Here is a 26,678-nt window from a genome sequence, read left to right as displayed (position 1 = left end):
GTCCCGGCAAGGGACGATCGGCCGGAAAGGGTTAGCGCCGGCAGACGCGAGACCTCTCTTATCGGAGGCAGCCTTGTTCTCCATGTGTTCGGCCGATAGGCTACCGGGCCCGACAGGCAGAGAGGGAGGAGGCGTTGATCAAGCCGATCATCAACCTCGACGAGGTCGAGTATGACGATGTCGAGGAGAACGGCCTCTACACGTCCAGCCGGGCGCTGTTCAGCGAGAGGATCGGGGCGCGCAACCTCGGCTACAATCTCACGACGCTGCCGCCCGGGAAGGTACAGTGCCCATTCCACTGCCATCATGGCGAGGAGGAGATGTTCTTCATCCTGGAGGGCGAAGGCGAGCTGCGCTTCGGCGAGCGGCGTTACCCGATCCGCCGCCATGACGTCATCGCCTGCCCGCCCGGCGGCCCCGAGGTCGCGCACCAGATCGTCAATACCGGCACGACGACGATGCGCTATCTGGCGATCTCGACCCTCGTCGAGGTCGAGGCGTGCGAATATCCGGATTCCGGGAAGGTGCTCGTGGTGACCGGCAAGCCGGGACAGCCGGGCCTGCGCAAGATGTTCAGGGCCGAGACGACCGTCGACTATTACGACCGGGAGGGTGTGTGAACTTCCTGCCGGTCCGGTGCCGTCTCGGCGTCTTCGACTTCGATGGGACGCTTGCCGGCACCGCCGACTGGGTCTTCGCGCCGTGAACCAGGCGCGACACGCGCGGGAGGCCGGCGTCTCCTGCGCTGCAATCATCAGCCGGGGCCATGCGACGCGCGAAGCGCTGGAGCGCGTGCTGCCGGACGGCGCGCCATTGAGCGCAGCCTCGAAATTGGCTAGCGAAGTCGCGTTCGCACCAGGAAGAAGGAGGGCAAAGATGAACGCATCCACCGTCGCCATGCCCTCGATCCGGCCCGGAGCCGCCGAGGGCTGATCCGCCCGCGGCCCTCAAAGCCGCCCCTTCCCTCCCGATCAACCTGTCACAGGGACGCACGCGTCGGCGTGCGTGGTGCTTCGATGAACAGATCCAATGCGCGGCGCCCCGCTTCAGTCCTGGGCCTCGTCCTCCGTTTTTCCTTCCGCCATTGGGCCCGCCAGCCGAGGCTCGCTCTGGGAATCGCCGTCTGCATGGGCCTGGCGACGGTCACTGAGATCTTCGTCCCGGTCTATGCCGGACGGCTGATCGACGCCCTGGCGCTCGGCGCCGACGGACGATCGGCCGCTCTCGCCGCGTTCGCGACCATGGTCGCGCTCGGACTTGCCATGGTGGTGCTGCGCCACATCGCCTGGTGGGCCGTCATCCCGTTGACGCTGACCAACATGCGCGAAGCCGCCGCGGAGGCCTTCCACCGGGTCCAGCGGCTGTCGAGCGACTGGCATGCCAACAGCTTTTCCGGGTCGGTCGTGCGCAAGATCACGCGCGGAATGTGGGCGTTCGACGAGCTGAACGACGTGCTGCTGCTGGCGCTGCTGCCCTCGCTGGTGGTGCTGGCCGGCACCGTCGGTCTGCTGGCGGCGAAGTGGCCGGCGCTCGGAATGGTCATGGCGTTGGGCGCGATCCTCTATGTGGCGCTCAATCTGGGGCTGGCGATAGGCGTGCTCGCCCCGGCCGCCCGGCTGTCGAATGCGTGGGATACGAGGATAGGCGGCCTTCTCGCCGATGCGATCGGCACCAACGCCGTCGTCAAGGCCTTCGGGGCGGAGGATCGCGAGGACGCGCGGCTCGCCGAGATGATGGGCAAGTGGGCGCGCCGCACGCGCCGCACCTGGATGTTCTTCACCTGGAGCGGGAGCGGCCAGCTCCTCTTGCTGTGGGCGATACGCGCGGCCGTGACCGGGACAGCGCTCTGGTTGTGGGCAAGGGGCCAGGCCAGCGCCGGCGACATCGTCTACGTGCTGACCGCCTATCTGGTCCTGCACGGCTATCTGCGCGATGTCGGCCAGCACATCCACCAGCTCCAGCGTTCGGTGAACGAGATGGAGGAGCTGGTGAAGCTGCACGACGAGCCCCTCGGCGTCGCGGACCATGAGGCAGCGCGGCCGATCCGGATCGACTCCGGCGAGGTGCGCTTCGAGCATGTGACCTTCCGCTATGGCGGCCATGCGACCCCGCTTTATTCCGCCCTCGACGTCGTCATACCGGCCGGCCAGCGAATCGGGCTCGTCGGGCCGTCGGGCTCGGGCAAGACGACCTTCGTCAAACTGATCCAGCGACTCCACGATCCGACGGAAGGACGCGTCCTGGTCGACGGCCACGATATCGCGCTCGCCTCGCAAGCCTCGTTGCGCCGTCAGATCGCGATCGTCCCGCAGGAGCCGGTTCTCTTCCACCGCAGCCTCGCCGAGAATATCGGCTATGGACGGCCGGACGCGAGCCAGGAGCAGATCGAGACGGCGGCGCGGCTTGCCAACGCCCACGACTTCATCGCCGCTTTGCCTCGCGGATACCGCACCTTGGTCGGAGAACGCGGCGTCAAGCTGTCGGGCGGCGAACGGCAGCGCGTGGCGATCGCCCGCGCCTTCCTTGCGGACGCGCCGATCCTGATCCTGGATGAAGCGACGTCGAGCCTGGATTCGGAGTCCGAAGCCATGATCCAGCAGGCGATGGAGCGCCTGATGGTCGGGCGCACCGCGATCATCATCGCGCACCGGCTGTCGACGGTGCGGTCGCTCGATCGGATCCTCGTCTTCGATCAGGGCCGGATCGTGGAGGACGCCGACCATGAGCGGCTCCTCGCGATCGAAGGCGGCCGATACCGGCGCCTGTTCGATCACCAGTCGGACCGGCGTCACCGGAAAGAGGTGACAACGGGTTAGGCGGCGGGCGGGAGCGCGCCCGGATCGGTCATCCGATCCGCGGCTCGCGCGAGCGGCCGGCGGCCGTCCCCCCTGCCGTTTCGCCGAGCCATCGGGCGGTCTCCGCGCTTTCCTCGCTGAGCCAGGCGCGGAAGCGGGCGACATGGGGCCGGGCAGCGGCGTCGGCGCGGTAACGCGCCACGAAGGCGTGCTCGCCCCAAAGGCCGCTGGCGACGGGATAAGGAAGCTTCATCCTGCCCTCCTCGACATCGTCCGCGATCAGCGCCAACCCGCACAGGGCGATGCCGGCATCGGCACGCACGGCGCCGAGCGCGGCGGTGATCCTCTGAAAGCGCATCCCCCGCTCCGGCGCGCTGCGGGCCGCGCCGGCGGCGGCGATCCAGCGGGACCAGGAGAGGCCTGCCGGATCGTTCCTGTAGAAATCGAGGTGGAGCAGCGGAAAGCCTTCGAGCCGGCCGGCGGCGGGAAGCGCGGCGGTGCGGGCGAGATTCGAGGGCGAGCAGACCGGAAGCACGTAATCGTGGAACAGAGTATCGGCCAGACCGTCCTCGCGGACCGCGCCGTAGCTGATCTCGCAATCGACGCGGCCGAGCCGCATCGGCACATCGCCCTCGCCATTGATGCAGAAGAGCGTGGCGGGATTGGCTTCGCGGAAGCGCGCCAGCCTCGGGGCGAGCCAGAGCTCGGCGAGATCCGAGGTCGCTGCGATATGGATCTCGTGGCCCCGCTGGAGGTCGAGCTCGCGCGCCGCCGCCTCGAGACCCGAAAAGGCGTGATGGAGGTGCGGCAGCGCCGCCGCCAGGGAAGCGGTCGGCCTGATCCCGGAGCGGCCGCGCTCCAGCAGCGTGACCCCGAGATAGTCCTCGAGCGCCCGGATCCGCTGCCCGACGGCCGCCGGGGTGATTGCCAGCGCCTCGGCCGCCTCCCTGAGCGAGCCCTTGCGGGCGGCGAGCTCGAGCGCCTGCAGAGCCTTGAGGTGCGAAGGAGCGACCATGATCGCTTCAATAAAGGAAAGCTTTAGTCACCGCGACAGCTTTTGGATTGTGTTGCCGGGCGATCGGAGAGACACTGAGCGCATTCCAGGGTGATGCAGGAGCTGGCGCCATGGGCCAACTCAAACGCTACCTGGTCGAGCGCGAGATCCCCGGCATCGGCGGCATGTCGATCGTCGAGCTCTGCGGGGCAGCCCGCGCTTCGAACCAGGCGATCGAGACGCTCGGCTCCCGGATCCAGTGGCAGCACAGCTATGTCGCTGGGGACCGGATGTTCTGCATCTATCTCGCGGATGGCGAGGACACGATCCGTGCCCACGCCGAATTGAGCGGAATCCCGGTGAGCGCGATCACCGAGATCCCGCAGATCATCGATCCCCTCACGGCCAACAACTGACGGCCCGAAACAAGGAAGCGATCCAGGGGAAGCCGGCCGGCGGACGAGCGCCGGGCGGCGCGCTCGGGTCGTGCATGGAGCCAGACTATGACCCAGATGCATAGCTATGAACGTCTGCTCGCCACCTCCCGGCGCGTGAACTGGCGCCTCGAGGACATTATCGGCGGCGACAAGAAGATGGATTTCTCTCGCCCCTTCCTCCCCGAAAGCTTCGCTCGGGTCGATGGGATGGACTTTCTCGACGACGGCGAGAAGCGGTTGCTCAACCAGATACGCGGCCACGGCTATCTCGCCATGTTCGAGCTGGTCGAACGCTGCATCCTCCCCTTCATTGATGCACATACGCCCTCGCGCCCGGACCAGGACGAGTGGCGCACGCCGGCCATGAGCCAGTTCGCGGCCGAGGAGGCCAAGCATATCGAGCTGTTCACCCGTTTCCGCCGCGACTTCACCGAGAGTTTCGAGGTGGAATGCGGCTTCGTCGGACCCGCCGAGGCGATCGGCGCGGAGATACGCAGCCACGGCGAGCTTGCCCTTGCCATCTTCGTTCTCGCCATCGAGTGGGCCACCCAGGTCCATTATGCGGAGAGCGTTCGCGGCGATCCGTCGCTCGACCCCCAGTTCAAGAGCCTGCTCCGCCATCATTGGCTCGAGGAATCGCAGCATGCCAAGCTGGACGCGCTCGTCTTTCGGGAACTGGCGACCCGGGCGGGGCCGGAGCAGGTCGACGCCGCCCTCCAGGGGTTCCTGGCGATCGGCGGCTATGTCGACACGCTTCTGAAGCAGCAGACGGCGCTCGACCTGGCCAGCCTCGAAAAGGCGATCGGCCGGACGCTTCCCGGCGGCGAGCGCGACGCCTTCAGCCAGATCCAGCACCAGGCGATGCGCTGGACCTTCCTGGGATCGGCGCTGTGCAACCCGGGCTTCCTCGAGGCGATCGGAGCCGTCAGTCCGGACGGCCGCGCCCTGATCGAGCAGGTCGCGCCGGCCTTCTGCTGAGGCGGCGACCGCCCCTGCGCGGATCCGCAAGGACGAGGGCGCGCAGGGGCGTTCGTGCGATCGAGAGCGCGGCGTTGCTTCGTCGAACGCTCCGGCGCCTTGGTCGCGCGGGCACTGGCGAGACCTGCCGATCCTGCAAGACGCCGGTCGAGTTCGACCGGAGACCCACCCCTTGCCCAACCCGCTCCTCCTCGCCCTTGCCGCCGGCCTTGCCTCCCCGACGATGGTCGCGCCGCTGTCGTCACCGCTCAACGACTATAATGCCGTCGCTGATGCGGCCGAATCGATCCTCGTCGTCGCCCGGTCCGAAGCGGAATTCCGCAACGCCCGGATCCTGGTGTCGCATCGCACCGCCGACGGCTGGTCGCCACCCGAGCCGATCGGCTTCAGCGACCCGCGCTGGTCCGATTCCGACCCCTGGCTCACAGCTGACGGTCAGACACTCTATTTCATCTCCAACCGTCCCGCGGCGGGACGGGCGCCGGATCGTCATGATCTCGACATCTGGCGCGCGCGGCGAAACGGCGAAGGCTGGTCCGAGCCGGAGCATCTGGGCGCCGGCGTGAACAGCGACTCCGAGGAACTCGGACCGGAGCTGCACGACGGGCGGCTCTATTTCGCTTCGACCCGGCCGGGGGGCCGCGGCGGCCTCGACATCTACCAGGCCGATGTCGCCGACACGGCCTTCGGGCCGGCGCGACCGCTGGAGTCGCCGTTCAACAGCCGCGAAAGCGAGAGCGACTTCACGCTTTCGCCCGACGGGCAGACGGCCATGTTCTGGCGGATCGCCGGCGGCAAGGGCCTTCTCCATGTCTCCAGGCGCCGCGGCGGCAGCTGGTCGGAGCCGCAGCCGCTGCCGGCCTCGATCAATCTCGGCGACTTCAACTTCACCCCGAGCTTCAGCGCCGACGGGAGACATCTCCGCTTTGCCAGCACAATGCGGCGCTCAGGCCAGGCGGCCGGGCTGGCCGATATCTACGAAGCCGAAATGCCCCAGGATTGAGGCCAGGCCCAGGTCGACGCGGCCGGCGGTTCGGGTCGGGCCCACTTCCCGACCCGACGTCCAGCAGGCGCCGACGCCTCGGCCCGTGGCCCCCAGCCCAGGCGAGTCGGCCGGTCGAGGGAAAGACGACCGGGCCCGGTCGACTGACACGGGCTTCGCCGAAGAGACCATGACTGGCTGGGGTGGACCTCGCAAAGCCTTCGTCTATAGGCTTGTTCTGCATGGCAGATTTCTCCGAGCTCGATCTCACGGCGTGCGAGCGTGAGCCCATCCACATCCCGGGCTCGATCCAGCCTCACGGAATCCTGATCGCGGTCGACGACGAAAGGCGGGTGGTCCAGGCCGCAGGTCCCGTCGAGGCGATGCTCGGCGTCCCTGTCGAGCAGGCGCCGGGCCGAGCCCTCGAGGAACTGATCGGCGAAGCCGGGGCAGCCCTGGTGGAACGCCGAGCCGCCGGCCGGCGCGGGCCACCGCTCTTCCTGGGTCTCGTCGAGGGGCGCGGCGCGACGGCGCGTCTCGAGCTCAGCGCCCATTGCAGCGGCGACCTGCTGATCCTGGAGCTGGAGCCCGAAGTCGATCGGCTGACGGACGCCGCCGAGACGCTCGCGATGGTGCGCAGCGCGGCGGCGCGGCTGAGCGAAACGGCCGACCTCACCAGCCTCGCCGAGGCTGCGGCGCGCGAGATGCGGCGAATCAGCGGCTTCGACCGAGTCATGATCTACCGCTTTCTCGAGGACGAGAGCGGGGCCGTCATCGCCGAGGACAAGCTGCAGGATCTGCCGACCTTCCTCAACCATCATTATCCCGCCTCCGACATTCCGCGGCAGGCCCGTGCGCTCTATCTGCGGAACCCGATCCGGCTCATCCCGGACGTCGGCTATCTCCCGGCTCCGCTCATTCCGCCGGTCATTCCGGGGAACGGACGACCGCTCGATCTCAGCGATGCCGTGCTGCGCAGCGTCTCTCCGGTCCATATCCAGTATCTCAAGAATATGGGCGTCGCCGCCTCGATGTCGGTCTCGATCATCGTCGACGGACAATTGTGGGGGCTGATCGCCTGTCACCATGAAACGGCGAGGACGCTCTCTTATGCCGAGCGCGAAGTCTGCCAGCATCTCGGGCAGATGCTCGGCCAGCGCGTCAAGGCGCTCGTAGACGGCGAGCGGCACGGCCAGATGCTGCGCGCCCGGGCCGCGCGCGAGGACCTGGTCGAGACGGTCGGTCGCGCTCTCTCCGTCGAGCGAGGCCTGATCGAGCAATTACCGCAGCTTCAGGCGATGCTGGCGGCGGACGGCGCCGCCATCGTCCATGCGGGGACGGCCGCCGCGATCGGCCATGCGCCCGACGAGGCCCAGCTGATTGCGCTGGCGGATTGGGTCCGGGCGACTGCGGGACTGGAACCGCTCGCCACCGACTCGCTGTCGGAACTGTTCGCCCCTGCGGTCGAGTATCGCGACCAGGCGAGCGGCCTTCTGGCCGTGTCGATACCCGGCGACGAGCCGATCACGCTCCTGTGGTTTCGCGCCGAGCAGGTCACGGTCGTCGAATGGGCAGGCTCACCGCACAAGCCGGTGGAGTCGGTCGACGGGGTCGGCCGCCTGACGCCGCGCCGCTCGTTCGAGGTCTGGAAGGAGACGGTCCGCGGACGAGCCCGGCCGTGGACCGAGAGCGAGCTGGACGGGGCTGCGCGCGCCTCCCGGGCCCTGCTCGACATCCGCCATCAGCAGCAGGAACGAAGGCTCAACCAGCAGCTTCGCCGCACCCTGGCGGACAAGGAGGCGCTGATCTCCCAGAAGGACCTGCTGATGAAGGAGCTGAACCATCGTGTTCAGAACAGCCTCCAGCTGGTCAACGCCATGCTGCACCTTCAGGCGCGCGATGCGGGCGACCCCGAGGTGAAACGCCATTTCGACGAGGCCTCGCGCCGGATTCGGGCCATTGCCGTCGTCCACCAGCGACTGTGGCGTTCGGATCATGTCCGCAGCGTCGACTTCCGATCCTACATAGAGGAACTTCGCGACGGCCTGCTCGACACCTGGGGCCGCGGCTGGACGGGGCTGGTCAAGGTGCATGGCAGCGCCGTGCTGGTCCCTACGGACAAGGCCGTTACGCTGGCCTTGGTGGTGACGGAGCTTCTCACCAACGCGGTGAAATATGCCTATGACGGCGAACCTGGGCCGATCGACGTCACGGTCAAGGATGGCCCCAAGTCGATGACCGTCGTCGTCCGCGATCACGGACGCGGCCTGAGCGGCGAAAAGCCGACGAGCGGGCTCGGCAGCCGCCTCATCCGTTCGCTGGTCGGCCAACTCGACGGAGAGATCGAGACCCGGGCGGCGGATCCGGGCACCGAATTCAGCCTCGTCGTGCCGATTCCCCGGTTGGCGCCGGCGGCAGCCGAGGGCGGCACCGCATCGCCGGTCGGGTCGCTGGCCTCGTGAGCCTCGCGCTCCGGCTCAAGCGCGAGACGGCGTCGGCGCACGCCCGTATCGAGCGCGAACTCGATCTGCCGCGCCGGATCGGCTCGGCGGTCTCCTATCGTCGCCTGCTCGAGCGGTTCCATGGCTTTCACGCCGAATGGGAGGCGCAAGCGCGCCGGTTCCTCGCGGCCGAACCGATCTTCGCCGGCCGCTGGAAGACCGCTCTTCTCGAGGCTGACCTGCGAACGCTGGGGATGGACGAGAGCGCGATTGCGGGGCTCGCGCGATGTTCGCCGCTGATGCGGTTGAGCCATGCCGCCGACGCCTGGGGCGCAGCCTATGTCGTCGAAGGCTCGACCCTGGGCGGTGCCGTCATCGCCAAAGCCGTCCGACGCCATCTCGGCTTCACCGCGGATCGGGGCTGCGCCTATTTTGCCGGCTATGGCCGGGACAGCGCCGCCAGGTGGCGCGTCTTCACCGAGAAGCTCGACCTGTTCGCGTCGCCGGAGATCGACGAGCGCGTCATCGCATCCGCACTCGCGACATTCGAACGGATGCGGACCTGGCTGGCGGTCGAAGCGGCGCAAGCGAAGGCGGCCTGACCTCCTGGAGCGACGCCCCCGATCGCGTTCCCGCCAAGCAGACACTTTGACGCACATTCGCCCTCCCGCCGGGACAATTCCGATACATCCCGGGTTTAGGGCGGCTTGGCTAGGGCCGCGCCCGGAACACGAAACTGCAGGAAGACCATGTCGCGTATCGGATTGCCGAAATCCCTGTTGCTCGCCCTCCTTTGTGGAACGGCTTTCACACCCGCTCTCGCCCAGGAGGCGCCTGCGCCGATCCCACCGGAGGCCGGGCCGGAGGAGGCCGCCGAGGAAGCGATGATCGAGGAAGAGGAAGAACTCGAAGGCGAGGCGATCGTCGTGACCGGCGTCAGGCGCCCGCAGCGAGGCGCCGTACCCGGTGACATCCAGCCCGAGCTGCAGCTCGATCCACGCGAGATACGCGCCTATGGCGCCGGCAGCCTCAACGAGCTGCTCGAGGCGCTGGCGCCGCAGACGGCGAGCGGCCGCGGGCGCGACGGCGGACGGCCGGTCATCCTCCTGGACGGCCGGCGCATCTCCAGTTTCTCCGAGATTCGCGACATCCCGCCCGAAGCACTGCTCAGGGTCGACATCCTGCCCGAGGAAGCCGCGCTGCAATATGGCTATCGCGCCGACCAGAGGGTGGTGAATTTCGTGCTCCGGCGGCGCTTCCGGGCGATCACGACCGAAGCGCAATATGGTTTCGCCACCGAGGGCGGACGGCCGAGCTTCGGCGCGGAGGCCAACTTGCTTCGGATCAATCGCGACGGCCGCTGGAGCGTCGGCGCCGAATATCGCCGCAGCGACGACCTGAGGGAAATCGAGCGCGGCCTCGGCGACCCGTTCCGAACCCTGCTCCCCGCCATGGAACAGGCCGCCGTCACCGGCACCTACAGCCGTGCGCTGTCGCAGACCGTCAGCGGGACGGTCAACGGCCGTTTCGAGATTGACGGGAATGACAGCCGCCTCGGCCTCGCGCCGGATGCCGGCTTCGGCCTGGCCCGGCCGCTGGACCGCGAGCGCGACGGCTGGAACGGCCATCTCGGCCTCACGCTCAACGGCGACCTCTCCGAGTGGCGCTGGTCGCTGACGTCGAACTACGACCGCAGCCGCAGCGTCACCCTGACCGACAGCCGACTCGACGCCTTTGCCGCGCGGGATCGGGCAGAGACCCGGGCCGAGACGGCCAATGCCGAATTGCTGTTCGCGGGACCCGTGCTCGACCTTCCGGCCGGCGACCTGCGCACCAGCCTGACCGCCGGCGCGGAACGCCAGGGCCTGGCCAGCGAGACCATCCGCGGCGGCGCCTACCAGGATCGCGACCTGTCGCGCGGGCGGATGCATGCCCAGGCGACCGTCGACATTCCGATCGCCAGCCGGCGCCGGGGCTTTCTCGGGGCGATCGGCAATCTCTCGGCCAATCTGAACGGCCGGGTCGAGCATTTCTCCGACTTCGGAACGCTGACCACCCTCGGTTACGGCCTCAACTGGACTCCGATCGACGCGATCAACATGCGCGCCAGCGTCACCCATGAGGAAGGCGCCCCGTCCATGCAGCAACTGGGCGACCCGGTGATCGCGACAAGCGGCGTGCGGGTGCTCGATTTCGTCCGCGGCGAGACCGTCGACATCACCCGGATCGACGGCGGCAATCCGGCCCTGCTCGCCGACAAGAGGCGCGTCTTCAGCCTCGGCGCGCGAATCCGCCCGATCGAGGACGAGGATCTCGTGCTCACCGCCAATTATACGGATAGTCGCATCCGCAACCCGATCGCCTCCTTTCCGACGGCGACGCCCGAGATCGAGGCGGCCTTTCCCGACCGGTTCGTGCGCGACGCGGACGGGCGGTTGCTGAGCATCGACGCGCGTCCGGTCAACTTCCTCCGGTCCGATCGCGAGGAGCTGCGCTGGGGCGTCAACTACTCCCGCCGCGTCGGCCCCGAGCCGCCCCCGCGCGGCGAACGCCGCCGTCAGCGCAGCGAGACGGACGGTGCCGAGGGCGGCACGCCCGAGGGAAATGCGGGCGAAAGGCCGCGCGGCGAAGGCCGCGGATTCGGCGGGCGCGGCTTCGGCCGTGGGGGTTTCGGCCGGGGCGGCGGACGCGGCGGCCGGCTTCAGCTCTCCGCCTATCACACCGTCCGCTTCGAGGACCGGGTGATCATCCGCGAAGGCCTGCCGCCGCTCGACTTCCTCAACGGATCGGCCGCAGGCAATCGCGGCGGGCGTCCGCGGCACGAAGTCGAGGCCCAGGCCGGCCTGACCGTGAACGGCATCGGCGCCCGGCTGACCGCCAACTGGCAGAGCGGGACGAGCGTGCGCAACGTCGCCGGCGGCGACCTCGATTTCTCGCCGGCGGCGACGATCAATCTTCGCCTGTTCGCCAATCTCGGCCAGCAGCGCAAGCTGGTCGAGGCGGTGCCCTTCCTGCGCGGATCGAGGCTCAGCCTCGTCGTCGACAACCTGTTCGACAGCCGCCCCGAGGTCCGCGACGCGTTCGGCGAGACGCCGCTCGCCTATCGCGGCGCCTATCTGGACCCGCTCGGCCGGTCGGTGAGGATCAGTTTCCGCAAGCAGTTCTTCTGATCAAGTCGGCCGCGGCGCGAAGCGCCTCGTCGAAAGTTGCGGCATATGTCGAGCACCCGGAGGATCCCGCAGGGTTGAATCCTGCTCCTTCGTTCGGCGTTGACGCCGAACTCGTCAGTCGTAACTCAGCTTCGGATACCAGTCGCTGCCGCGTCCCTCGGGAACGGTGTCCAGAAGAGTCCAGAGCGGGTCGAGATCGGGCGCGCCGCGCGGGTCCTGACCCGGGTCGGACATATCCATCTCGGCGCTCCAGAAATGGCGGATGGTGCCGTCGCGGCGGGTGAAGACGGTGTATCCCGGCACGTCCTCGTCGGCGGCGCTGACATAGTCGCGGGTGAAATCGCCATCGCTGTCGGAATAGACCGGCAGCTCGGTCCAGCCGCGAGCCTGCTTCGCCTCGACCAGCCGATCGATCGGCGAGCGCGCGATCATGGCGAGACCGACGCGCTGGGTAATGTCGCGCACCTTCGATTCGAGCGCAGCCATGAACGAGGTGCACATCGGGCAGGGCTTCTCGCGCTGGGGGCCGAACATGTAATTGTAGATGATGAGGCTGTCGTGACGACCGAACAGATCGGCCAGCGTCACCGGGCCCGCTTCACCGACGAAGCGATAGTCGCGGAGGACCTCGCCTCCCGGCGGCAGTCGGCGGCGCTGGGCCGCGACCCGCTCGATATGACGGCGCAGCTCGATCTCCTCGGCAAGCAGCCGTTTGCGCGCCTCGCGGTAATCGGCGCTCTCGTTGGGGAAGCGACTGCCTTTGCCCGCCGCCAGCTCGGCCGCCGGAACCAGACCAGGATGATCGGCCAATATTCCCTCCCGTCGATTTGACAAGATAGGTTGATATCAACATGATCAGGCGATGTCAAAAGCCCTTCCCTCCGCCTTGCCCTCCGCCAGCGAGGTGCGCGACCGCTGCCTGTGCCTGCACGCACAACGCGTCGCCCGGGCGCTGGCGCGCCGCTTCGACGAAGCGTTGCGGCCCCACGACCTCACCAGCGGCCAATTCTCGCTGCTGACGGCGCTGAGCGGGCCGCAGCCGCCGACGGTGAGCGAGGCGGCGGATCTGCTGGCGATGGACCGCTCCACGGTCACGGCGGCGCTCAAGCCGCTGGCGCGGCGCGGCCTTGTCCTTGTGGATTCAGATCCGGCCGATGGTCGGGTGAAACGGCCGCGCCTCACGGAGGCCGGCTGCGCGGTGCTCGCCCGTGCCGGTGCCGCGTGGCGGATTGCCCATGACGCGCTCGACCGGGAGCTCGGCGCACCGACCGAGGCGCCCGCCGCCCTGCGGACGCTTTCGACCCGATTGCACCCGCACGGTCAGCCCCGGATGAAGGCCTCCAGCGCCTCATAAGCTTGATCGTCGCTGATCTGGCGCGGCGGATGCTTGCAGAAATAGGCCGCGGCCGGATGCACAGGACCGGCCAGTCCCCGATCCTTCGCGACCTTGGCACAACGGATGAGGTCGATGGCGACGCCAGCGCTGTTCGGACTGTCCTCGACCGAAAGCCGCAGCTCGAGGTTCATCGGCACGCCGCCGAACAGCTGCCCTTCCATCCTGAGGAAGCAGACCTTGTTGTCGTTCTGCCACGCGACATAGTCGGAAGGGCCGATATGGATATTCTCATCCTCGAGCCGGCGCTCGGCGACCGACTGCACCGCCTCGGTCTTGGAGATCTTCTTCGATTCCAGCCGCGCACGGTTCAGCATGTTGAGGAAGTCGGTATTGCCGCCCGTATTCAGCTGGTAGGTCCGGTCGAGCTTGACGCCGCGCTTGCGGAACAGGTCGGTGAGCACCCGGTGGACGATGGTTGCGCCGAGCTGGGCCTTGATGTCGTCGCCGATGATCGGAACGCCGGCCTCGGCGAAGCGGCGGGCCCAGGTCTCGTCGCTGGCGATGAAGACCGGGATGTTGTTGACGAAGGCGACACCCGCCTCGAGCGCGCATTCCGCATAGAATTCGGTCGCCCGCTGCGAACCGACCGGCAGATAATTGACCATGACGTCGGCGCCGGTGTCGCGCAGCACCTGGACGACCTCGTCCCTGTCCGGCTCGGGCGCGTCGGCGACGAGGAAGGTGCGGTCCGTCGGCGCCGACGCCATATGCTCGGAGACGCCGTCGAGCACGGGTCCCATCCGCACCGTGGATCCCGATGGCGGCACATGGTCGCAGAAGACCGCGGTGCAGTTGGGCGGCGCGAAAATGGCGTCCGCGACGTCGCGCCCTACCTTGCGGCGATCGACGTCCCAGGCCGCGACGACGCGGATGTCCCGCGGTCGATAGCCGGCCAGGTCCCAGTGGAGGAGGCCGATCTGTTCGTTGGCGCCGCCATTCTGGTAATGGGCGATACCCTGGACGAGCGAACTCGCGCAATTGCCGACGCCGACGACGGCAAGGTTGATGCTGCGACTGGTAGGATCGTGCAGGCTCATGCGACCTTCTTCTCCCGGCGGGCGGGGGCGTAGCGCTCGATCATTCGGGCGCAGAAATCGGCGAACACCATGGGGTCGCGCGGCGGGCTGGTATGGTGGGGCGCGATCCCCTCATGGTCGGGCGTGAAGCAGAAGGTGACGGTGACGTCGAAATCCTCCAGCGCCGCCATCTGACGGTCGAACCAGTCTTCCCAGCCGGGGCGGTAACTGTCCCACCAGCTGAGCCCGGTGCGCAGCCGCCTGACGCCGAGCCGCTTCAGCCAGTCGACGGCAAGCTCGAGGCGATGATCCTCGAAGTGGAACCATTGCATGATACCCATGCGCGGCGCGTGCCGGGCGAAATGGTCGAGCGCGAGCTTCGGCGTGCCGTCCTCGCGGATCAGCCCCATGTAGAAATGGCGATAATAGCTCGAGCCTTCCGCCTCCCTGTGGCGGGTCGTCGCTTCCCACGCGCGTGGAAGATCGAACAGGCTGTACCAATAGACGCGCGGCACGCGGTCGAGCAGCAATTCGGCGGTACGATCGACGCCGAACACCTGCACCTCCTCCGCGCCGAAGCTGCCGACGCCGACCTCGGTCGCCCAGATCTCGTGGTTCGGCGCGACCGCCTCGATCTCGGCAATGCGTTGCGGCCATTCGTGGATCGGCCACAGATTCCAGTCGAGGGGAAAGCCATGAACCGCGATCACGTCGACCTGGTCGAGCGCGCCCTGGCCGTCGAGCCGACGGATGAAATGGGGGTCGATGGGCGAAATGCCGCCGAGCACCCGCTTCACCTCGGGATTCACGGCCGCGATCGCCTTGCCCGTCTCGATCACTGTGCGCGCATAGATCGACCAGTCGGGATCGAGCTCAGGGTCCCAATGCGACTTGTTGTTGGGCTCGTTCCAGATCATCGCGGCTTCGATCATGCGCGTTCACCTTCCCGTTTGGCGCGTGCCGGATAGACGGCGGCGTCTCCCCAATCGGCGTAAGGACGATCGGCCCGGCGGCAGATATAGACCTCATCCTCCGCACGGGTTTCGATGCAAAAGCCGGAGGCGCGAAGCATTGCCTCGGCGCAGGCGCGGTTGGGCACCCACCAGTTCGTCCAGTCGCCGGCATAGCGGCGCTCGACGAAATGCAGCTTGGGATAGCCGCTCTCGAGGAAATGCTCGGTTTCGTTGAAATCGTAATCCTCGGCGACGTCGAGCAGTTGCTTGGAGCCGCGCTGCATCGACTGGAAGACGAGAAGGTCCCCGGCGACATGCTCGCGAATGAGATCCAGCGCGAGCAACGGATGACGCAGGTGATAGAGGACGCCCATGAAGATGACGACGTCGAAGCGCTCGCCGAGGGCCCCGACGTCGTAGACGTCCAGCCGCCGGAACTCGATATCCTCATGACCGAGCGTCTCGGCCGAGAGCCGCGCCTGGGCGAGGTAGCGATCGTCCGAGTCGATGCCGAGCACGCGCGCGGCGCCTCGCCGCTTCATCTCGATCGAGTAGAAACCGGCATTGCAGCCGATGTCGAGCACGGACTTGCCGGTCAGGTCCGAGGGCAAGTTCGGCGCGAAGCGACGGAACTTGTCGCCCGGATAGTCGCCGAGGAAGTGATCCGGAGCCGTCCAGATCCCGCCCAAGTCGATGTTGTGGAACCAGGGACCGAGCGCCTCGATCTTCTCGCGCAGCGCAGGCGCTTCGCCGTCACGGGCGCCGTTCTTCGACCGGATCGGGGATTCGGCCAGATTCATTGATGGAGCCTTTCATTGACGCTGGCGACGCGGCCGCCCCAGCTTCCCACCTGGAGCCGCGAAACCGACGCCGGATCGACGTCGAAGCGCAGCAGATTGTCGAGCGGCAGCCCAAGGTAATGAGCGATGAGAGCTCGGATGATGTCGCAGTGGCTGACCGCAGCGACGGTCGCGCCGTCATGCTCCTGCGCCATCGCCTCGACCGCGCCGGCGGCCCGGGCGACCGCTTCCGCCATCGTCTCTCCGCCCGGCGGGCGGGCACGGCTCCGGAACTCGTTCCACTCCGTCCAGGCCGGGTCGCTTTCGAGCTCGGCGAAGGTCAGGCCGGACCAGTCGCCGAAGTCCACCTCGTCCAGCGCCTCGCTGACCTGGACCTTGAGGCCGTGCGGCTCGGCAATGTCGCGCGCGGTGTACCAGGCCCGCTCCCGCGGCGACGAATAGACGGCGGCCAGCGGCAGCGGCGCCAGGAGGTCGGCAACGATGGCCGCCTGCTCGAGGCCGTCACGACTCAAGGCAACATCGCGTCTTCGTCCGCTCAACGTCTGTCCCAGCTCCACATGCGCCGCATGGCGAAGGAGCAAGATCGTCGCGCTCATTCCCGGTTCGGAAAGGTAGTGAAACGATCTCGCATGCCGACCCAACACCCGGAGACAAGCTGCGGTTCCGAGCCGACAAGTTACGCCCCCGTAATGCTGCGGACACGGAACCAAGCCGGAAAAGTCCCGTTTGTCCGGGGTAGATGAAGATGCTGCCGCTCGTCCGGGCAAGAGGCCATCTTTTCAGAGACTAACATACGTTAATTCACAAAGGCGACAGTCAGCGCGCAAGAATGTCCTGAATTATTGATATAGATTAGCTTGGAGGCGAAAGTCTTGCCTGAAAAGATACTGGTCACCGGTGGGGCGGGATTCATAGGCCGCGCGGTCACCGCGGAGCTGCTGCGGCGCGGGCACCAGGTTCGCATCCTCGACAGCCTGATCGAGCAGGTTCACGGAAATCGCGAGAAGCCCGAAGGTTTGGCGGAGGACGCCGAACTGATCCGGGGCGACGTGCGCGACGGCGAAATGGTCGAGCTCGCGCTCAGGGGCGTCGACGCCGTCGTCCACCTCGCTGCCGAGGTAGGCGTCGGCCAGTCCATGTATGCGGTCGAGCGCTACACCTCGGTGAACGAGGTGGGGACTGCGGTCCTGCTCGAAAAGCTGATCGGCCGGCCGGTGCGGCGCGTCGTCACCGCATCGTCGATGAGCATCTATGGCGAAGGCCTGTATCTCGACGCCGACGGCCAGGCGATCGAGGATGCCGAGCGTCAGCCGCGCGCGAGCGAGGCCCAGGGCTGGGATCCGCTCGACCGACAGGGCCGCCCCTTGCGTCCGGTGCCGACGCCCGAATGGAAACGGCCGAGCCTCGCCTCGATCTACGCCCTCGGCAAATATGCGCAGGAGCGCCAGACGCTGATCATGACCGGCGCCTACGGGATGGAAGGCGCCTGCCTCCGGCTGTTCAACGTCTACGGACCCGGCCAGGCGCTCTCCAACCCCTATACCGGCGTCCTCGCAATCTTCGCCTCGCGGCTGCTCAACGGGCAGCGGCCGATGATCTTCGAAGACGGCGAGCAGCGCCGCGACTTCGTTCATGTCTCCGACGTCGCCCGCGCCTTCGCCGACGCCCTGTTCCTTCCGGAAGCGGACGGGGAGGTGTTCAACATCGGGTCCGGCCGCGATCGCAGCGTCTCCGAGGTGGCGCGCGAGCTGGCGCAGGCAATGGGCCGCGAAGACGTCGAGCCGGAGATTGTCGGCAAGTCCCGGATCGGCGACATCCGGCATTGCTTTTGCGACGGCGCCAAGGCCCGCGACCGGCTCGGCTTCATCGCCGCCACGGACTTTCGCGAAGGGCTCGCCGAACTGGCCGAATGGGTGGCGCGGCAGACGGCGGACGACCGTGTCGAAGAAGCACGGGCGGAGCTCGAGGCCCGGGGGCTGGTGGCATGAGTGCGGGGGGCGATGGTCGTCCGGTCCTGGTCACCGGCGGCGCCGGCTTCATCGGCTGCAACATCGCCGACGCGCTGGCGGCGTCCGGCCATGAGGTGATCGTCTACGATTCGCTCGTCCGGCCCGGTGTCGAGCGCAATCTCGACTGGCTGAGGGAGCGCCACGGCGCCCTCATCTCGCCTGTCGTCGCCGACATCCGCGATGAAGACCGGCTCCGCCAGGCCGCCCGCGAGGTGAAGGCGGCTTTCCACATGGCGGCGCAAGTCGCGGTCACGACCAGCCTGTCCGACCCGCGCGAGGATTTCACGATCAATCTTCAGGGCACGCTCAACCTGCTCGACGCGCTTCGTCTCCGCGCCGAGCCCGTGCCCGTCGTCTTCGCCTCCACCAACAAGGTCTATGGCGATCTCGGCGATGTCGAGCTCCGGCTGAAAGGCGACCGCTATGTACCGGTCGATCCGGAGGTGCGGGGGCGCGGCATCGACGAGCGCCGGCCGCTCGATTTCCACACGCCCTATGGCTGCTCCAAGGGCGCGGCCGATCAATATGTGCTGGATTATGCGCGCAGCTACGGGCTGCCCGCGGCGGTGATCCGGATGAGCTGCATCTACGGACATCGACAGATGGGGACGGAGGATCAGGGCTGGGTCGCCCATTTCCTGATCCGGGCGATCGAGGATCGGCCGATCACGCTCTACGGGGACGGCTTCCAGGTACGCGACATCCTCGACGTGTCGAATGCGGTCGAGACCTATCTCGCCGCCTGGCGGCAGATCGACCGCGCCGGCGGCCGCGCCTTCAACCTCGGCGGCGGCCCGGCGAACGCGGTCTCGCTGCGTCAGCTCATCGCCCATATCGAGACGCTGATCGGCCGCGCCGTGACGGTCGAACGGGAAGACTGGCGCGCCGGCGACCAGCGCTACTTCGTCGCCGATACGCGGGCCGCCCGTGCAACGCTCGGCCTGGCGCCGGCGGTGCCGTGGCGCGAAGGCGTCGCCCGGCTTGCCGCCTGGCTGCAGGCGGAGCGCGCCCCGGCACGGGCGGAGGCAGTCGGGAGCCCCGCACTCGCCGCGGAGGCACGGGCATGAGCCGACGGATGCGGGTTCTCGTCACCGCGGATGCCGTCGGCGGCGTCTGGACCTACGCGCTCGATCTCGCCTGCGGCCTGTCGCGCGTAGACGTCGACACGGTCATCGCGTCGATGGGCCCCTCCCCTTCGGCGGCCCAGATGGCGGCGGCGCGGCAAGCGGGCGCGCAGCTGATCGACACCGGGCTCCCGCTCGATTGGCTCGCCGAGAGCGCGGCCGAAGTCGCCGAAGCGGGCCGAAGGGTAGCGTCCATCGCGGCAAGGCTCGATGTCGATCTGGTCCAGCTCAATGCGCCGGCTCTCGCCGCCGAAGCGACGTTCGACATGCCCCTCGTCGCCGTCGTCCACAGCTGCGTCGCGACCTGGTGGCAGTGCGTGCGCGGCACTCGGCTGCCCGCCGACTTCGTCTGGCGGACGGAGCGGGTCGCTGCAGGCCTCGAGGCAGCTGCCGCGGTGGCGACGCCGACCGCCGCCTTCGGCGAGCTGGTGCGCCGCTGCTACGCGCTCGACAGAGCGCCGGTCACTGTCCTCAACGGCCGGACACCGCTCAAGCTTGGCCAGGCGGCTCCCCATGATTTCGCCTTCACGGCGGGCCGGCTGTGGGACGACGGCAAGAATCTCGCCACGCTCGACGCGGCTGCGGCAAGGATCGCCATCCCCATTCACGCGGCAGGACCGACCGAGGGTCCGAACGGAACGCGCGTCGCCTTCGAGCACCTCCACTGCCTCGGGAGCATCGACGACGCGGCCATCGGGCGCTGGCTCGCGGCGCGGCCGGTCTTCGTCAGCGCCGCCTTGTACGAGCCGTTCGGCCTCGCGGTGCTGGAAGCTGCAGCCGCCGGATGTCCGCTCGTCCTTTCGGATATTCCCACGTTTCGCGAAATCTGGGGCGACGCCGCCATCTACGTCCCGGCCACGGATGCCGAGGGCTTCGCCCGGGCTATCGCCGATCTCGCCGGCGACGATTTCCAGCGCGCGGTTCGCGGCCGCGCCGCCAAGGCCCGGGCGGCCCGCTACACGCCCGACGCGATGGCGGCGCAGATGGCGCGGCTCTACCGGAGCGTTCTCCCCGCGGAGCCGGTGCCCGACCCCAAGCAGGAAGCGAGGGCGGCGGCGTGAAGATCGTCTACTTCACCCATTCGCTGCGCTCCTGCTGGAATCACGGCAACGCGCATTTCCTCCGTGGCGTCCTTCGCGAGCTGATCGTCCGCGGCCACGATGTCGTCGCCTACGAACCCGAAGGCGCATGGAGCCTGGCCAATCTCCTCGAGGATCATGGCGAAGCGGGCCTCGCGGCCTGGCAGCGCGCCTATCCCGAGCTGAGCTCGCAAACCTATGCGGCTGGCGCCGACCTCGAAGCGCTGGTCGACGGCGCCGACCTCGTGATCGTTCACGAATGGAACGACCCCGATCTGGTCGCCCGGATCGGCCGGATCCGGCAGCGCGGTGGCGGCTTCATCGCCTTGTTTCACGACACCCATCACCGCGCGGTTTCGGCGCCGCACGAGCTCAAGGGCTGCAACCTGCCCGCTTATGACGGCATCCTCGCCTTTGGCGATACGCTCGCACAGGTCTATCGGGACATGGGATGGGGCGACGACGTGTACGTGTGGCACGAAGCCGCCGACACCCGCCTCTTCCACCCGCCGGAAGAGCCGACGCAGCGTTCGGGGATCGTCTGGATCGGCAATTGGGGCGACGGCGAGCGCACTACCGAGCTCGAAGACTATCTGTTCCGTCCCGCGGAGACCGCCGGCCTGCCGCTCGACATTTACGGTGTCCGCTATTCCGATGCGGCCAAGCGGACGCTGCGGCGATACGGCGCGCGCTATCATGGCTGGCTGCCCAACGCGAAGGCACCCGAAGTGTTCGCGCGCCACCTCGCCACCGTCCATGTCCCGCGGCGCTTCTACGCCACCTTGCTCCCGGGGATCCCGACCATCCGGGTGTTCGAGACGCTCGCCTGCGGGATCCCGCTGGTGAGTGCTCCCTGGATCGATTGCGAGCACTTGTTCCGCCCGGGCACGGACTATCTCGTCGGCAGCGACGAGGCCGAGATGACGGCGCATTTGCGCTCGCTCGCATCGGACGCCGAGCTTCGGCGCAGCCTTTCGCAGCACGGGCTCGAGACCATCCGCGCCCGTCACAGCTGCGCCCATCGCGCCGACGAGCTGCTCGCCATCGCGGCGAAGCTTCGCGCCCCTCACCTCAGGAGCGTCGCATGAAGATCGCCTTCTACGGATCCAGCCTTCTCTCCTCCTACTGGAACGGAGCGGCGACCTATTATCGCGGCCTGCTGCGCGATCTCGCCAGCCGCGGCTACGACATCACCTTCTACGAACCGGACGCGTTCGATCGCCAGCAGCACCGCGACATCGATCCGCCGGAATGGGCGAAGGTGGTCGTCTGGGAGGCCGACTCTTCGGGCCTTCGGCGCGTGCTCGCCGAGGCGGCGCGCGCGGACATCGTCGTCAAGGCGAGCGGCGTCGGCGTCTACGACGCCGAGCTGCTCGAAGGGATCGTCGCGCACAGCCGGCCGGACGCCCTGCGCCTGTTCTGGGACGTCGATGCCGCCGCGACGCTCGACGAGATGCGTTCGGATGCGGATCATCCGGTCCGGCGGGCACTGCCGTCGCTGGACCTGGTGCTGACCTATGGCGGCGGCCCGCCGGTGATCCATGCCTATCGCGGCTTTGGCGCCGCCGAATGCGTGCCCGTCTACAATGCGCTGGACCCGAGCACGCACCATCCGGCCCCGCACGATCCGCGCTTCGCGGCCGACCTTTCCTTCCTGGGCAATCGGCTTCCGGACCGCGAGGCGCGGGTGGAGGAATTCTTCCTCGGGGCCGCGGCGAGACTGCCGGAGCGGCGCTTCCTGATCGGCGGCAACGGCTGGGAAACCAAGCCGATGCCGGACAATGTCCGCCATCTCGGCCACGTCTACACGCACGAGCACAATGCCTTCAACTGCACCCCGCTGGCGGTCCTCAACGTCGCCCGCGACAGCATGGCGAATGTCGGCTTCTCCCCGGCGACCCGGGTGTTCGAGGCGGCCGGGGCCGGCGCCTGCCTGATCACCGACGCCTGGGAGGGGATCGAACTGTTCCTCAAGCCGGGCGAGGAGGTCCTCGTCGCGCGCGATGGCGCCGACGTCGCCGATCATTTGCGCAGCCTCACGCCCGAGCGGGCGCGGGCGATCGGAGTCGCCGCGCTCGACCGGATCCGCCGCGAGCACAGCTATGCGCATCGCGGTGCGCAGGTGGACGAGATCCTGAAGGCGAAGATGGATCGGCGAGAGAGGAGCGGCCCGATTTCCGGCGGGCCGGCGACGCCGGCAGAGAAGGAGCGGAGCCTCGCATGAAGCTTGTCGTCCTCGGACTGAGCCTGTCCTCCTCGTGGGGCAACGGCCATGCCACGACCTACCGGTCGCTGCTCAAGGCTTTCGCCGCGCGCGGCCACGACATCCTTTTCCTGGAGCGGGACGTCCCCTGGTATCGCGCCCAGCGCGATCTGGCGCAGCCGGCCTTCTGCCGTCTCGAATATTACCAGTCGATCGACGACCTCGATCGGTGGAGGGGGGAGATCGAGACCGCCGACGCGGTGATCGTCGGGTCCTACGTCCCGGAAGGGGTCGAGGTCGGACGGCGGGTGCAGAGGATCGCGCGCGGCGTCACCGCCTTCTACGACATCGATACGCCGGTCACCCTGGCGAAGCTCGCCCGCGGCGATTTCGAATATCTCTCGCCGGACCTCATCGCCGGCTACGATCTCTATCTCTCCTTCACCGGTGGCCCGACATTGGCGCGGCTCGAGCGGGACCATGGCTCCCCTGCGGCGCGGGCGCTTCATTGCTGCGTCGATCCGGATGCCTATCCTGCGCTGGTCGTACCGAAGCGTTGGGACCTCTCCTATCTCGGCACCTATAGCGACGACCGCCAGCCGACGCTGGAGCGACTGCTGATCGAGCCGGCGCGCAAGCTGCCGCACCTGCGCTTCGTCGTCGCCGGTCCGCAATATCCCGACGGCATCGACTGGCCGTCCAACGTCGAGCGGATCGACCATGTCGCACCGGCGGACCATGCCGCTTTCTACGGCGCCTCCCGGTTCACCCTGAACGTCACCCGCGCCGACATGATCGCCGCCGGATGGTCGCCCTCGGTGCGCCTGTTCGAAGCGGCCGCCTGCGCGATTCCGGTCATCTCCGATCGCTGGGATGGCATCGGCGAGCTGCTGGAGCCGGATCGGGAGATCATCCTCGCCGATACGAGCGAGGAGGTCACCAGCCGCCTGGCGCGCACCCCCGACGGCGAGGCACGCTCGATCGGCCGCGCCGCCCGGGCGAGGATCCTCGCCTCGCACAGCGCCTCGCAACGGGCGAACGAGCTCGAACGGCATCTTTCGGAAGCAGCGGCGCGGTCTGGAACCAGGAAAAGTCCGGAAAGGGAAAAGATGATGAAGAGGGACAGGGCGAGGACGATCCTCGTCACCGGCGGCGCGGGGTTCATCGGATCCCATCTCTGCGAAGCCCTCCTCGCCGACGGCGACCACGTCGTCTGCCTCGACAGCTTCCTGACCGGCCGGCGGGCGAATCTGCGGCACCTTGAGAGTGAAAGCCGGTTCCATGTCATCGAGAGCGACGTCATCGACCGGCTGCCCTATCGGGTCGAGAACGGCCAAAGGTTCAGCCACGTCTTCCATCTCGCCTGCGCGGCCTCGCCGCCCCACTACCAGGCGGATCCCGAGCACACGATGCTGACCAACGTCCTCGGCACGCGCAACATGCTGAGGCTGGCCGAGCGGTCCGGCGCCCGCCTGCTGCTCACCTCGACCAGCGAGGTCTATGGCGATCCGGAAGTGCATCCCCAGCCGGAAAGCTATCGCGGATGGGTGAGCTGCACCGGGCCGCGAGCCTGCTATGACGAAGGCAAGCGCGCCGCCGAGACCCTGGCCTTCGACTATCTGCGCTCCGGCCGATGCGACGTGCGGGTTGCCCGGATCTTCAACACCTACGGCCCGCGCATGCGTCCCGACGACGGCCGCGTCGTTTCCAATGTCATCTGCCAGGCGCTCGCCGGGGAGGACATCACCGTCTATGGCGACGGCAGCCAGACGCGCAGCTTCTGCTACGTCAGCGATCTCGTCGACGGCCTGCTCCGGCTGATGCAGAGCGACCTTGCCGTCGGCTTTCCCGTGAACCTGGGCAATCCTAACGAGCTCACCGTCATCGATCTCGTCCGACGGGTGCTGGCGCTCACCGGGTCGGCTTCGCGGATCGTCCAAAGGCCGCTCCCGGAGGACGATCCGCGCCGTCGCAAGCCCGATATCTCGCGCGCGGAGGAACTGCTCGGCTGGCAGCCGCGGATCGAGCTTCAGGAAGGACTGGAGGCGACCACCGCCTGGTTCGCGGACGAGGAAGTCGATCCCTCGCGTCGGCGCATAGCCGCGGAAGACGGCAACGAACGGGCCACGGCGCTGGTGGCGGCGGCCGAATGAGCGACGGACTGGTTGCCGAAGCGCCCGAGACGCGGGCTCCGAACGAAGCCGCGGCGCCGGCCAGCATGCGGGCCGCGGTGATCACCGGGCCCGGGCTGTTCAGCATCGAGAGCGCGCCGATTCCCGAGCCCGGACCCGGGCAGGTCCGCATCAGGCTGGAAGGGTGCGGCGTGTGCGCGTCCAATCTCACCCCCTGGGCCGGTCCGGAATGGATGCGTTTCCCGACCGATCCCGGCGCGCTCGGGCACGAAGGATGGGGCGCGATCGACGCCCTCGGCGACGGCGTCGACACCCTCTCCGTCGGGGACCGGGTGGCCGCCTTGTCCTTCGCGAGTTATGCCGAATATGACCTCGCCGATGCCGACGCCGTCGTCCGCCTGCCCGCCGAGCTCGACGGCCTGCCCTTCCCGGGCGAGCCGCTCGGCTGCGCGATGAACATCTTCCGCCGCTCCGCCATCGAACCCGGACAGACGGTCGCGATCGTCGGCATCGGCTTCCTCGGCGCGATTCTCACGCGGCTCGCCAACGAGGCTGGGGCGCGGGTGATCGCCATCTCCCGCCGCGCCTTCTCGCTCGAGCTTGCCCGACGGATGGGCGCGGCCGAGACGATCCCGCTCGAGGACCATCACGCGATCATCGAGCAGGTGCGGTCGATGACCGGCGGCCGTTTCTGCGAGAGGGTGATCGAGGCGGTGGGCAAGCAATGGCCGCTCGATCTCGCCGCCGAACTCACTGCAGAGGGCGGTCGGCTGATCGTCGCCGGCTATCACCAGGATGGGCCGCGCCAGGTGAACATGCAATTGTGGAACTGGCGCGGCTTCGACGTGATCAATGCGCACGAGCGCGACCCCGGCGTCGCCCGGCGCGGCGTCGAGGAAGCGGTGGCGATGGTGGCGAGCGGAAGGCTGGACCTCACGCCTTTGCTCACCCACCAATATCCGCTGGAAAGGCTGGGCGAAGCGCTCGACGCGACCCGCGATCGTCCCGACGGCTTCCTCAAGGCGGTGGTGACGCCGGGATGAGCCGTCCGCGCATCGGCTTTCTCGGCGTCGGCTGGATCGGGCGGCATCGCATGGAGGCGATGCTGGCAAGCGGCGCCGTCGAGGCCGTGGCCATCGCCGACTCCGATCCCGCTGCCGCCGCCGCGGCGCAGCGGCTCGCCCCGGCCGCCGAGCTCGTGCCGTCGCTCGAGGCGATGCTCGCTTTGGCGCCGGACGGCGTGGTGATCGCGACGCCCAGCGCGCTCCATGCCGCCCAATCGGTGCAGGCGCTCGACGCCGGCGCGGCGGTCTTCTGCCAGAAGCCTCTCGGCCGCACCGCCGCCGAGGTCGAGGCGGTGATCGAGTCTGCCCGGAACGCCGACCGGCTGCTCGGAGTCGACCTCTCCTATCGCTTCACCGAGGCGATGCAGCGCATCAGGGACCTCGCCAAGTCGGGCGCGCTCGGCCGGGTCTTCGCCGCCGACTTCACTTTCCACAATGGCTATGGGCCGGACAAAGCGTGGTTCTACGACCCCGCTTTGTCCGGCGGCGGCTGCGTCATGGACCTGGGCGTCCACCTCGTCGATCTGGCCCTGTGGCTGCTGGATTTTCCGGAGGTCGTCAAAGTCTCCTCTCGCCTGTCCCACAAGGGTAGGCCGATCCGGGCAGGGCAGGTCGAGGATCATGCCGTGGTGACGCTCGACCTCGCCGGCGACGTCACCGTCCGCATCGCCTGCTCCTGGTGCCTGCAGGTCGGCTGCGACGCGGTGATCGGCGCCGAGCTCTACGGTACCGACGGGGGCGCCGCCCTGCACAATGTCGGCGGCTCCTTCTACGACTTCACGGCCGACCGATTCCGCGGCGCCGCCAGCGAAAGGCTGGTGTCGCCGCCCGACGCCTGGGGCGGCCGCGCCGCCGAGCATTGGGCGCGCCGGCTGGCTCGCGGCGAACGTTTCGAGGCGACGACGCGCGGGCTTGCCGAAACGGCGTGGGTACTCGACCGGATCTATGGCCGGACCGCGGCCCCGCCGACCGAGACGGCGCCCATAGGCACGCCGGCCCTGGAAAGGTCCTGATCGCGCGAAGCGCGGCCGGCCGGCTGCCGAGCGGCAACAGGGCTATTCGCCGGGTGGGCGGATGACACCCCTCCGGCGCTCCGGTAGATCGA

The 26,678-nt window shown here is 68.3% G+C and carries 23 protein-coding genes; 17 read left to right on the top strand and 6 right to left on the bottom strand.

Annotation, left to right across the window (positions count from 1 at the left end; translation table 11 throughout):
* Nucleotides 1-134: 134 nt before the first annotated feature.
* Together DDE10_RS10170 and DDE10_RS10165 are read left to right on the top strand one after the other, a co-directional pair.
* Nucleotides 135-620: a cupin domain-containing protein gene (locus tag DDE10_RS10170; protein WP_284734564.1), complete on the top strand. Its 486-nt coding sequence runs from the start codon at nucleotides 135-137 to the stop codon at nucleotides 618-620.
* A 396-nt stretch (nucleotides 621-1,016) separates the two neighbouring features.
* Nucleotides 1,017-2,816: an ABC transporter ATP-binding protein gene (locus DDE10_RS10165; protein WP_114952635.1), complete on the top strand. Its 1,800-nt coding sequence runs from the start codon at nucleotides 1,017-1,019 to the stop codon at nucleotides 2,814-2,816.
* 28 nt (nucleotides 2,817-2,844) lie between these two features.
* Here DDE10_RS10165 and DDE10_RS10160 read toward each other — a convergent pair whose 3' ends face one another.
* A complete protein-coding gene (locus DDE10_RS10160) occupies nucleotides 2,845-3,810 on the bottom strand; it encodes a LysR substrate-binding domain-containing protein (protein WP_114952634.1) in 966 nt (321 codons plus the stop codon).
* A gap of 110 nt (nucleotides 3,811-3,920) precedes the next feature.
* Here DDE10_RS10160 and DDE10_RS10155 point away from each other — a divergent pair, with 110 nt between their 5' ends.
* From DDE10_RS10155 to DDE10_RS10130, 6 genes are all read left to right on the top strand, one after another.
* Nucleotides 3,921-4,205: a DUF4242 domain-containing protein gene (locus tag DDE10_RS10155; protein WP_114952633.1), complete on the top strand. Its 285-nt coding sequence runs from the start codon at nucleotides 3,921-3,923 to the stop codon at nucleotides 4,203-4,205.
* A gap of 87 nt (nucleotides 4,206-4,292) precedes the next feature.
* Nucleotides 4,293-5,204, top strand: coding sequence for a hypothetical protein (locus tag DDE10_RS10150; RefSeq protein WP_114952632.1), 912 nt, complete (start codon nucleotides 4,293-4,295; stop codon nucleotides 5,202-5,204).
* Between the two features lie 172 nt (nucleotides 5,205-5,376).
* Nucleotides 5,377-6,207: a TolB family protein gene (locus tag DDE10_RS10145; RefSeq protein WP_114952631.1), complete on the top strand. Its 831-nt coding sequence runs from the start codon at nucleotides 5,377-5,379 to the stop codon at nucleotides 6,205-6,207.
* Nucleotides 6,208-6,428: 221 nt separating this feature from the next.
* Nucleotides 6,429-8,648 carry a histidine kinase dimerization/phosphoacceptor domain -containing protein gene (locus tag DDE10_RS10140; RefSeq protein WP_114952630.1) on the top strand — a complete coding sequence of 740 codons (2,220 nt, stop codon included), beginning with the start codon at nucleotides 6,429-6,431 and terminating at the stop codon, nucleotides 8,646-8,648.
* Complete coding sequence (locus DDE10_RS10135; protein WP_162806531.1) at nucleotides 8,645-9,229, top strand: biliverdin-producing heme oxygenase; 585 nt, start codon at nucleotides 8,645-8,647, stop codon at nucleotides 9,227-9,229. Before DDE10_RS10140 ends, DDE10_RS10135 begins: the two co-directional genes overlap by 4 nt.
* Before the next feature lie 147 nt (nucleotides 9,230-9,376).
* Nucleotides 9,377-11,797, top strand: a complete 2,421-nt coding sequence (locus DDE10_RS10130; protein WP_114952628.1) for a TonB-dependent receptor plug domain-containing protein — start codon at nucleotides 9,377-9,379, stop codon at nucleotides 11,795-11,797.
* A 114-nt stretch (nucleotides 11,798-11,911) separates the two neighbouring features.
* Here the strand turns inward: DDE10_RS10130 and DDE10_RS10125 are convergent, their stop codons facing one another.
* The gene (locus DDE10_RS10125) at nucleotides 11,912-12,607 is read right to left on the bottom strand and encodes a DUF899 family protein (protein WP_114952627.1); all 696 of its coding nucleotides are present in this window, start codon (nucleotides 12,605-12,607) and stop codon (nucleotides 11,912-11,914) included.
* A 52-nt stretch (nucleotides 12,608-12,659) separates the two neighbouring features.
* On the opposite strand from DDE10_RS10125, the gene DDE10_RS10120 reads away from it, so the two are divergent.
* Nucleotides 12,660-13,151 (top strand): MarR family winged helix-turn-helix transcriptional regulator, encoded by a 492-nt coding sequence (locus tag DDE10_RS10120; protein ID WP_114952626.1) that lies wholly within the window; start codon nucleotides 12,660-12,662, stop codon nucleotides 13,149-13,151.
* On the opposite strand, the gene DDE10_RS10115 is transcribed toward DDE10_RS10120, so the two are convergent.
* Genes DDE10_RS10115 through DDE10_RS10100 form a run of 4 tightly spaced genes read right to left on the bottom strand, consistent with a single transcriptional unit; the run spans nucleotide 13,118 to nucleotide 16,558 of the window.
* The gene (locus DDE10_RS10115) at nucleotides 13,118-14,230 is read right to left on the bottom strand and encodes an inositol-3-phosphate synthase (RefSeq protein ID WP_114952625.1); all 1,113 of its coding nucleotides are present in this window, start codon (nucleotides 14,228-14,230) and stop codon (nucleotides 13,118-13,120) included. The two genes, DDE10_RS10120 and DDE10_RS10115, sit on opposite strands and share 34 nt — an antisense overlap.
* Nucleotides 14,227-15,141, bottom strand: coding sequence for a beta-xylosidase (locus tag DDE10_RS10110; protein ID WP_114952624.1), 915 nt, complete (start codon nucleotides 15,139-15,141; stop codon nucleotides 14,227-14,229). Before DDE10_RS10110 ends, DDE10_RS10115 begins: the two co-directional genes overlap by 4 nt.
* Nucleotides 15,138-15,962, bottom strand: coding sequence for a TIGR04290 family methyltransferase (locus DDE10_RS10105; RefSeq protein ID WP_114952623.1), 825 nt, complete (start codon nucleotides 15,960-15,962; stop codon nucleotides 15,138-15,140). Before DDE10_RS10105 ends, DDE10_RS10110 begins: the two co-directional genes overlap by 4 nt.
* A complete protein-coding gene (locus tag DDE10_RS10100) occupies nucleotides 15,959-16,558 on the bottom strand; it encodes a histidine phosphatase family protein (RefSeq protein WP_114952622.1) in 600 nt (199 codons plus the stop codon). The genes DDE10_RS10105 and DDE10_RS10100 overlap by 4 nt, the downstream gene beginning before the upstream one ends.
* A gap of 276 nt (nucleotides 16,559-16,834) precedes the next feature.
* Here DDE10_RS10100 and DDE10_RS10095 point away from each other — a divergent pair, with 276 nt between their 5' ends.
* Genes DDE10_RS10095 through DDE10_RS10055 form a run of 8 tightly spaced genes read left to right on the top strand, consistent with a single transcriptional unit; the run spans nucleotide 16,835 to nucleotide 26,586 of the window.
* Nucleotides 16,835-17,950, top strand: coding sequence for an NAD-dependent epimerase/dehydratase family protein (locus DDE10_RS10095; protein WP_114952695.1), 1,116 nt, complete (start codon nucleotides 16,835-16,837; stop codon nucleotides 17,948-17,950).
* Entirely contained in the window at nucleotides 17,947-19,038 is a 1,092-nt protein-coding gene (locus DDE10_RS10090) for an SDR family NAD(P)-dependent oxidoreductase (protein WP_114952621.1), read from the top strand. The genes DDE10_RS10095 and DDE10_RS10090 overlap by 4 nt, the downstream gene beginning before the upstream one ends.
* On the top strand, nucleotides 19,035-20,156 hold the full coding sequence (locus tag DDE10_RS10085; protein WP_114952620.1) for a glycosyltransferase family 4 protein: 1,122 nt from the start codon (nucleotides 19,035-19,037) through the stop codon (nucleotides 20,154-20,156). Before DDE10_RS10090 ends, DDE10_RS10085 begins: the two co-directional genes overlap by 4 nt.
* Nucleotides 20,153-21,262 (top strand): CgeB family protein, encoded by a 1,110-nt coding sequence (locus tag DDE10_RS10080; RefSeq protein ID WP_114952619.1) that lies wholly within the window; start codon nucleotides 20,153-20,155, stop codon nucleotides 21,260-21,262. Before DDE10_RS10085 ends, DDE10_RS10080 begins: the two co-directional genes overlap by 4 nt.
* Nucleotides 21,259-22,398 (top strand): CgeB family protein, encoded by a 1,140-nt coding sequence (locus tag DDE10_RS10075; RefSeq protein WP_114952618.1) that lies wholly within the window; start codon nucleotides 21,259-21,261, stop codon nucleotides 22,396-22,398. The genes DDE10_RS10080 and DDE10_RS10075 overlap by 4 nt, the downstream gene beginning before the upstream one ends.
* Nucleotides 22,395-24,530 carry a bifunctional glycosyltransferase/UDP-glucuronate decarboxylase gene (locus DDE10_RS24000; protein WP_349356538.1) on the top strand — a complete coding sequence of 712 codons (2,136 nt, stop codon included), beginning with the start codon at nucleotides 22,395-22,397 and terminating at the stop codon, nucleotides 24,528-24,530. Before DDE10_RS10075 ends, DDE10_RS24000 begins: the two co-directional genes overlap by 4 nt.
* Nucleotides 24,527-25,552, top strand: a complete 1,026-nt coding sequence (locus DDE10_RS10060; protein WP_284734563.1) for an MDR/zinc-dependent alcohol dehydrogenase-like family protein — start codon at nucleotides 24,527-24,529, stop codon at nucleotides 25,550-25,552. Before DDE10_RS24000 ends, DDE10_RS10060 begins: the two co-directional genes overlap by 4 nt.
* Complete coding sequence (locus DDE10_RS10055; protein ID WP_114952617.1) at nucleotides 25,549-26,586, top strand: Gfo/Idh/MocA family protein; 1,038 nt, start codon at nucleotides 25,549-25,551, stop codon at nucleotides 26,584-26,586. The genes DDE10_RS10060 and DDE10_RS10055 overlap by 4 nt, the downstream gene beginning before the upstream one ends.
* Nucleotides 26,587-26,678 lie beyond the last annotated feature (92 nt).

Source organism: Sphingosinicella terrae, from assembly GCF_003347635.1.
GTDB lineage: Bacteria > Pseudomonadota > Alphaproteobacteria > Sphingomonadales > Sphingomonadaceae > Allosphingosinicella > Allosphingosinicella terrae.
This window is presented reverse-complemented; position numbering and strand designations above follow the sequence as displayed.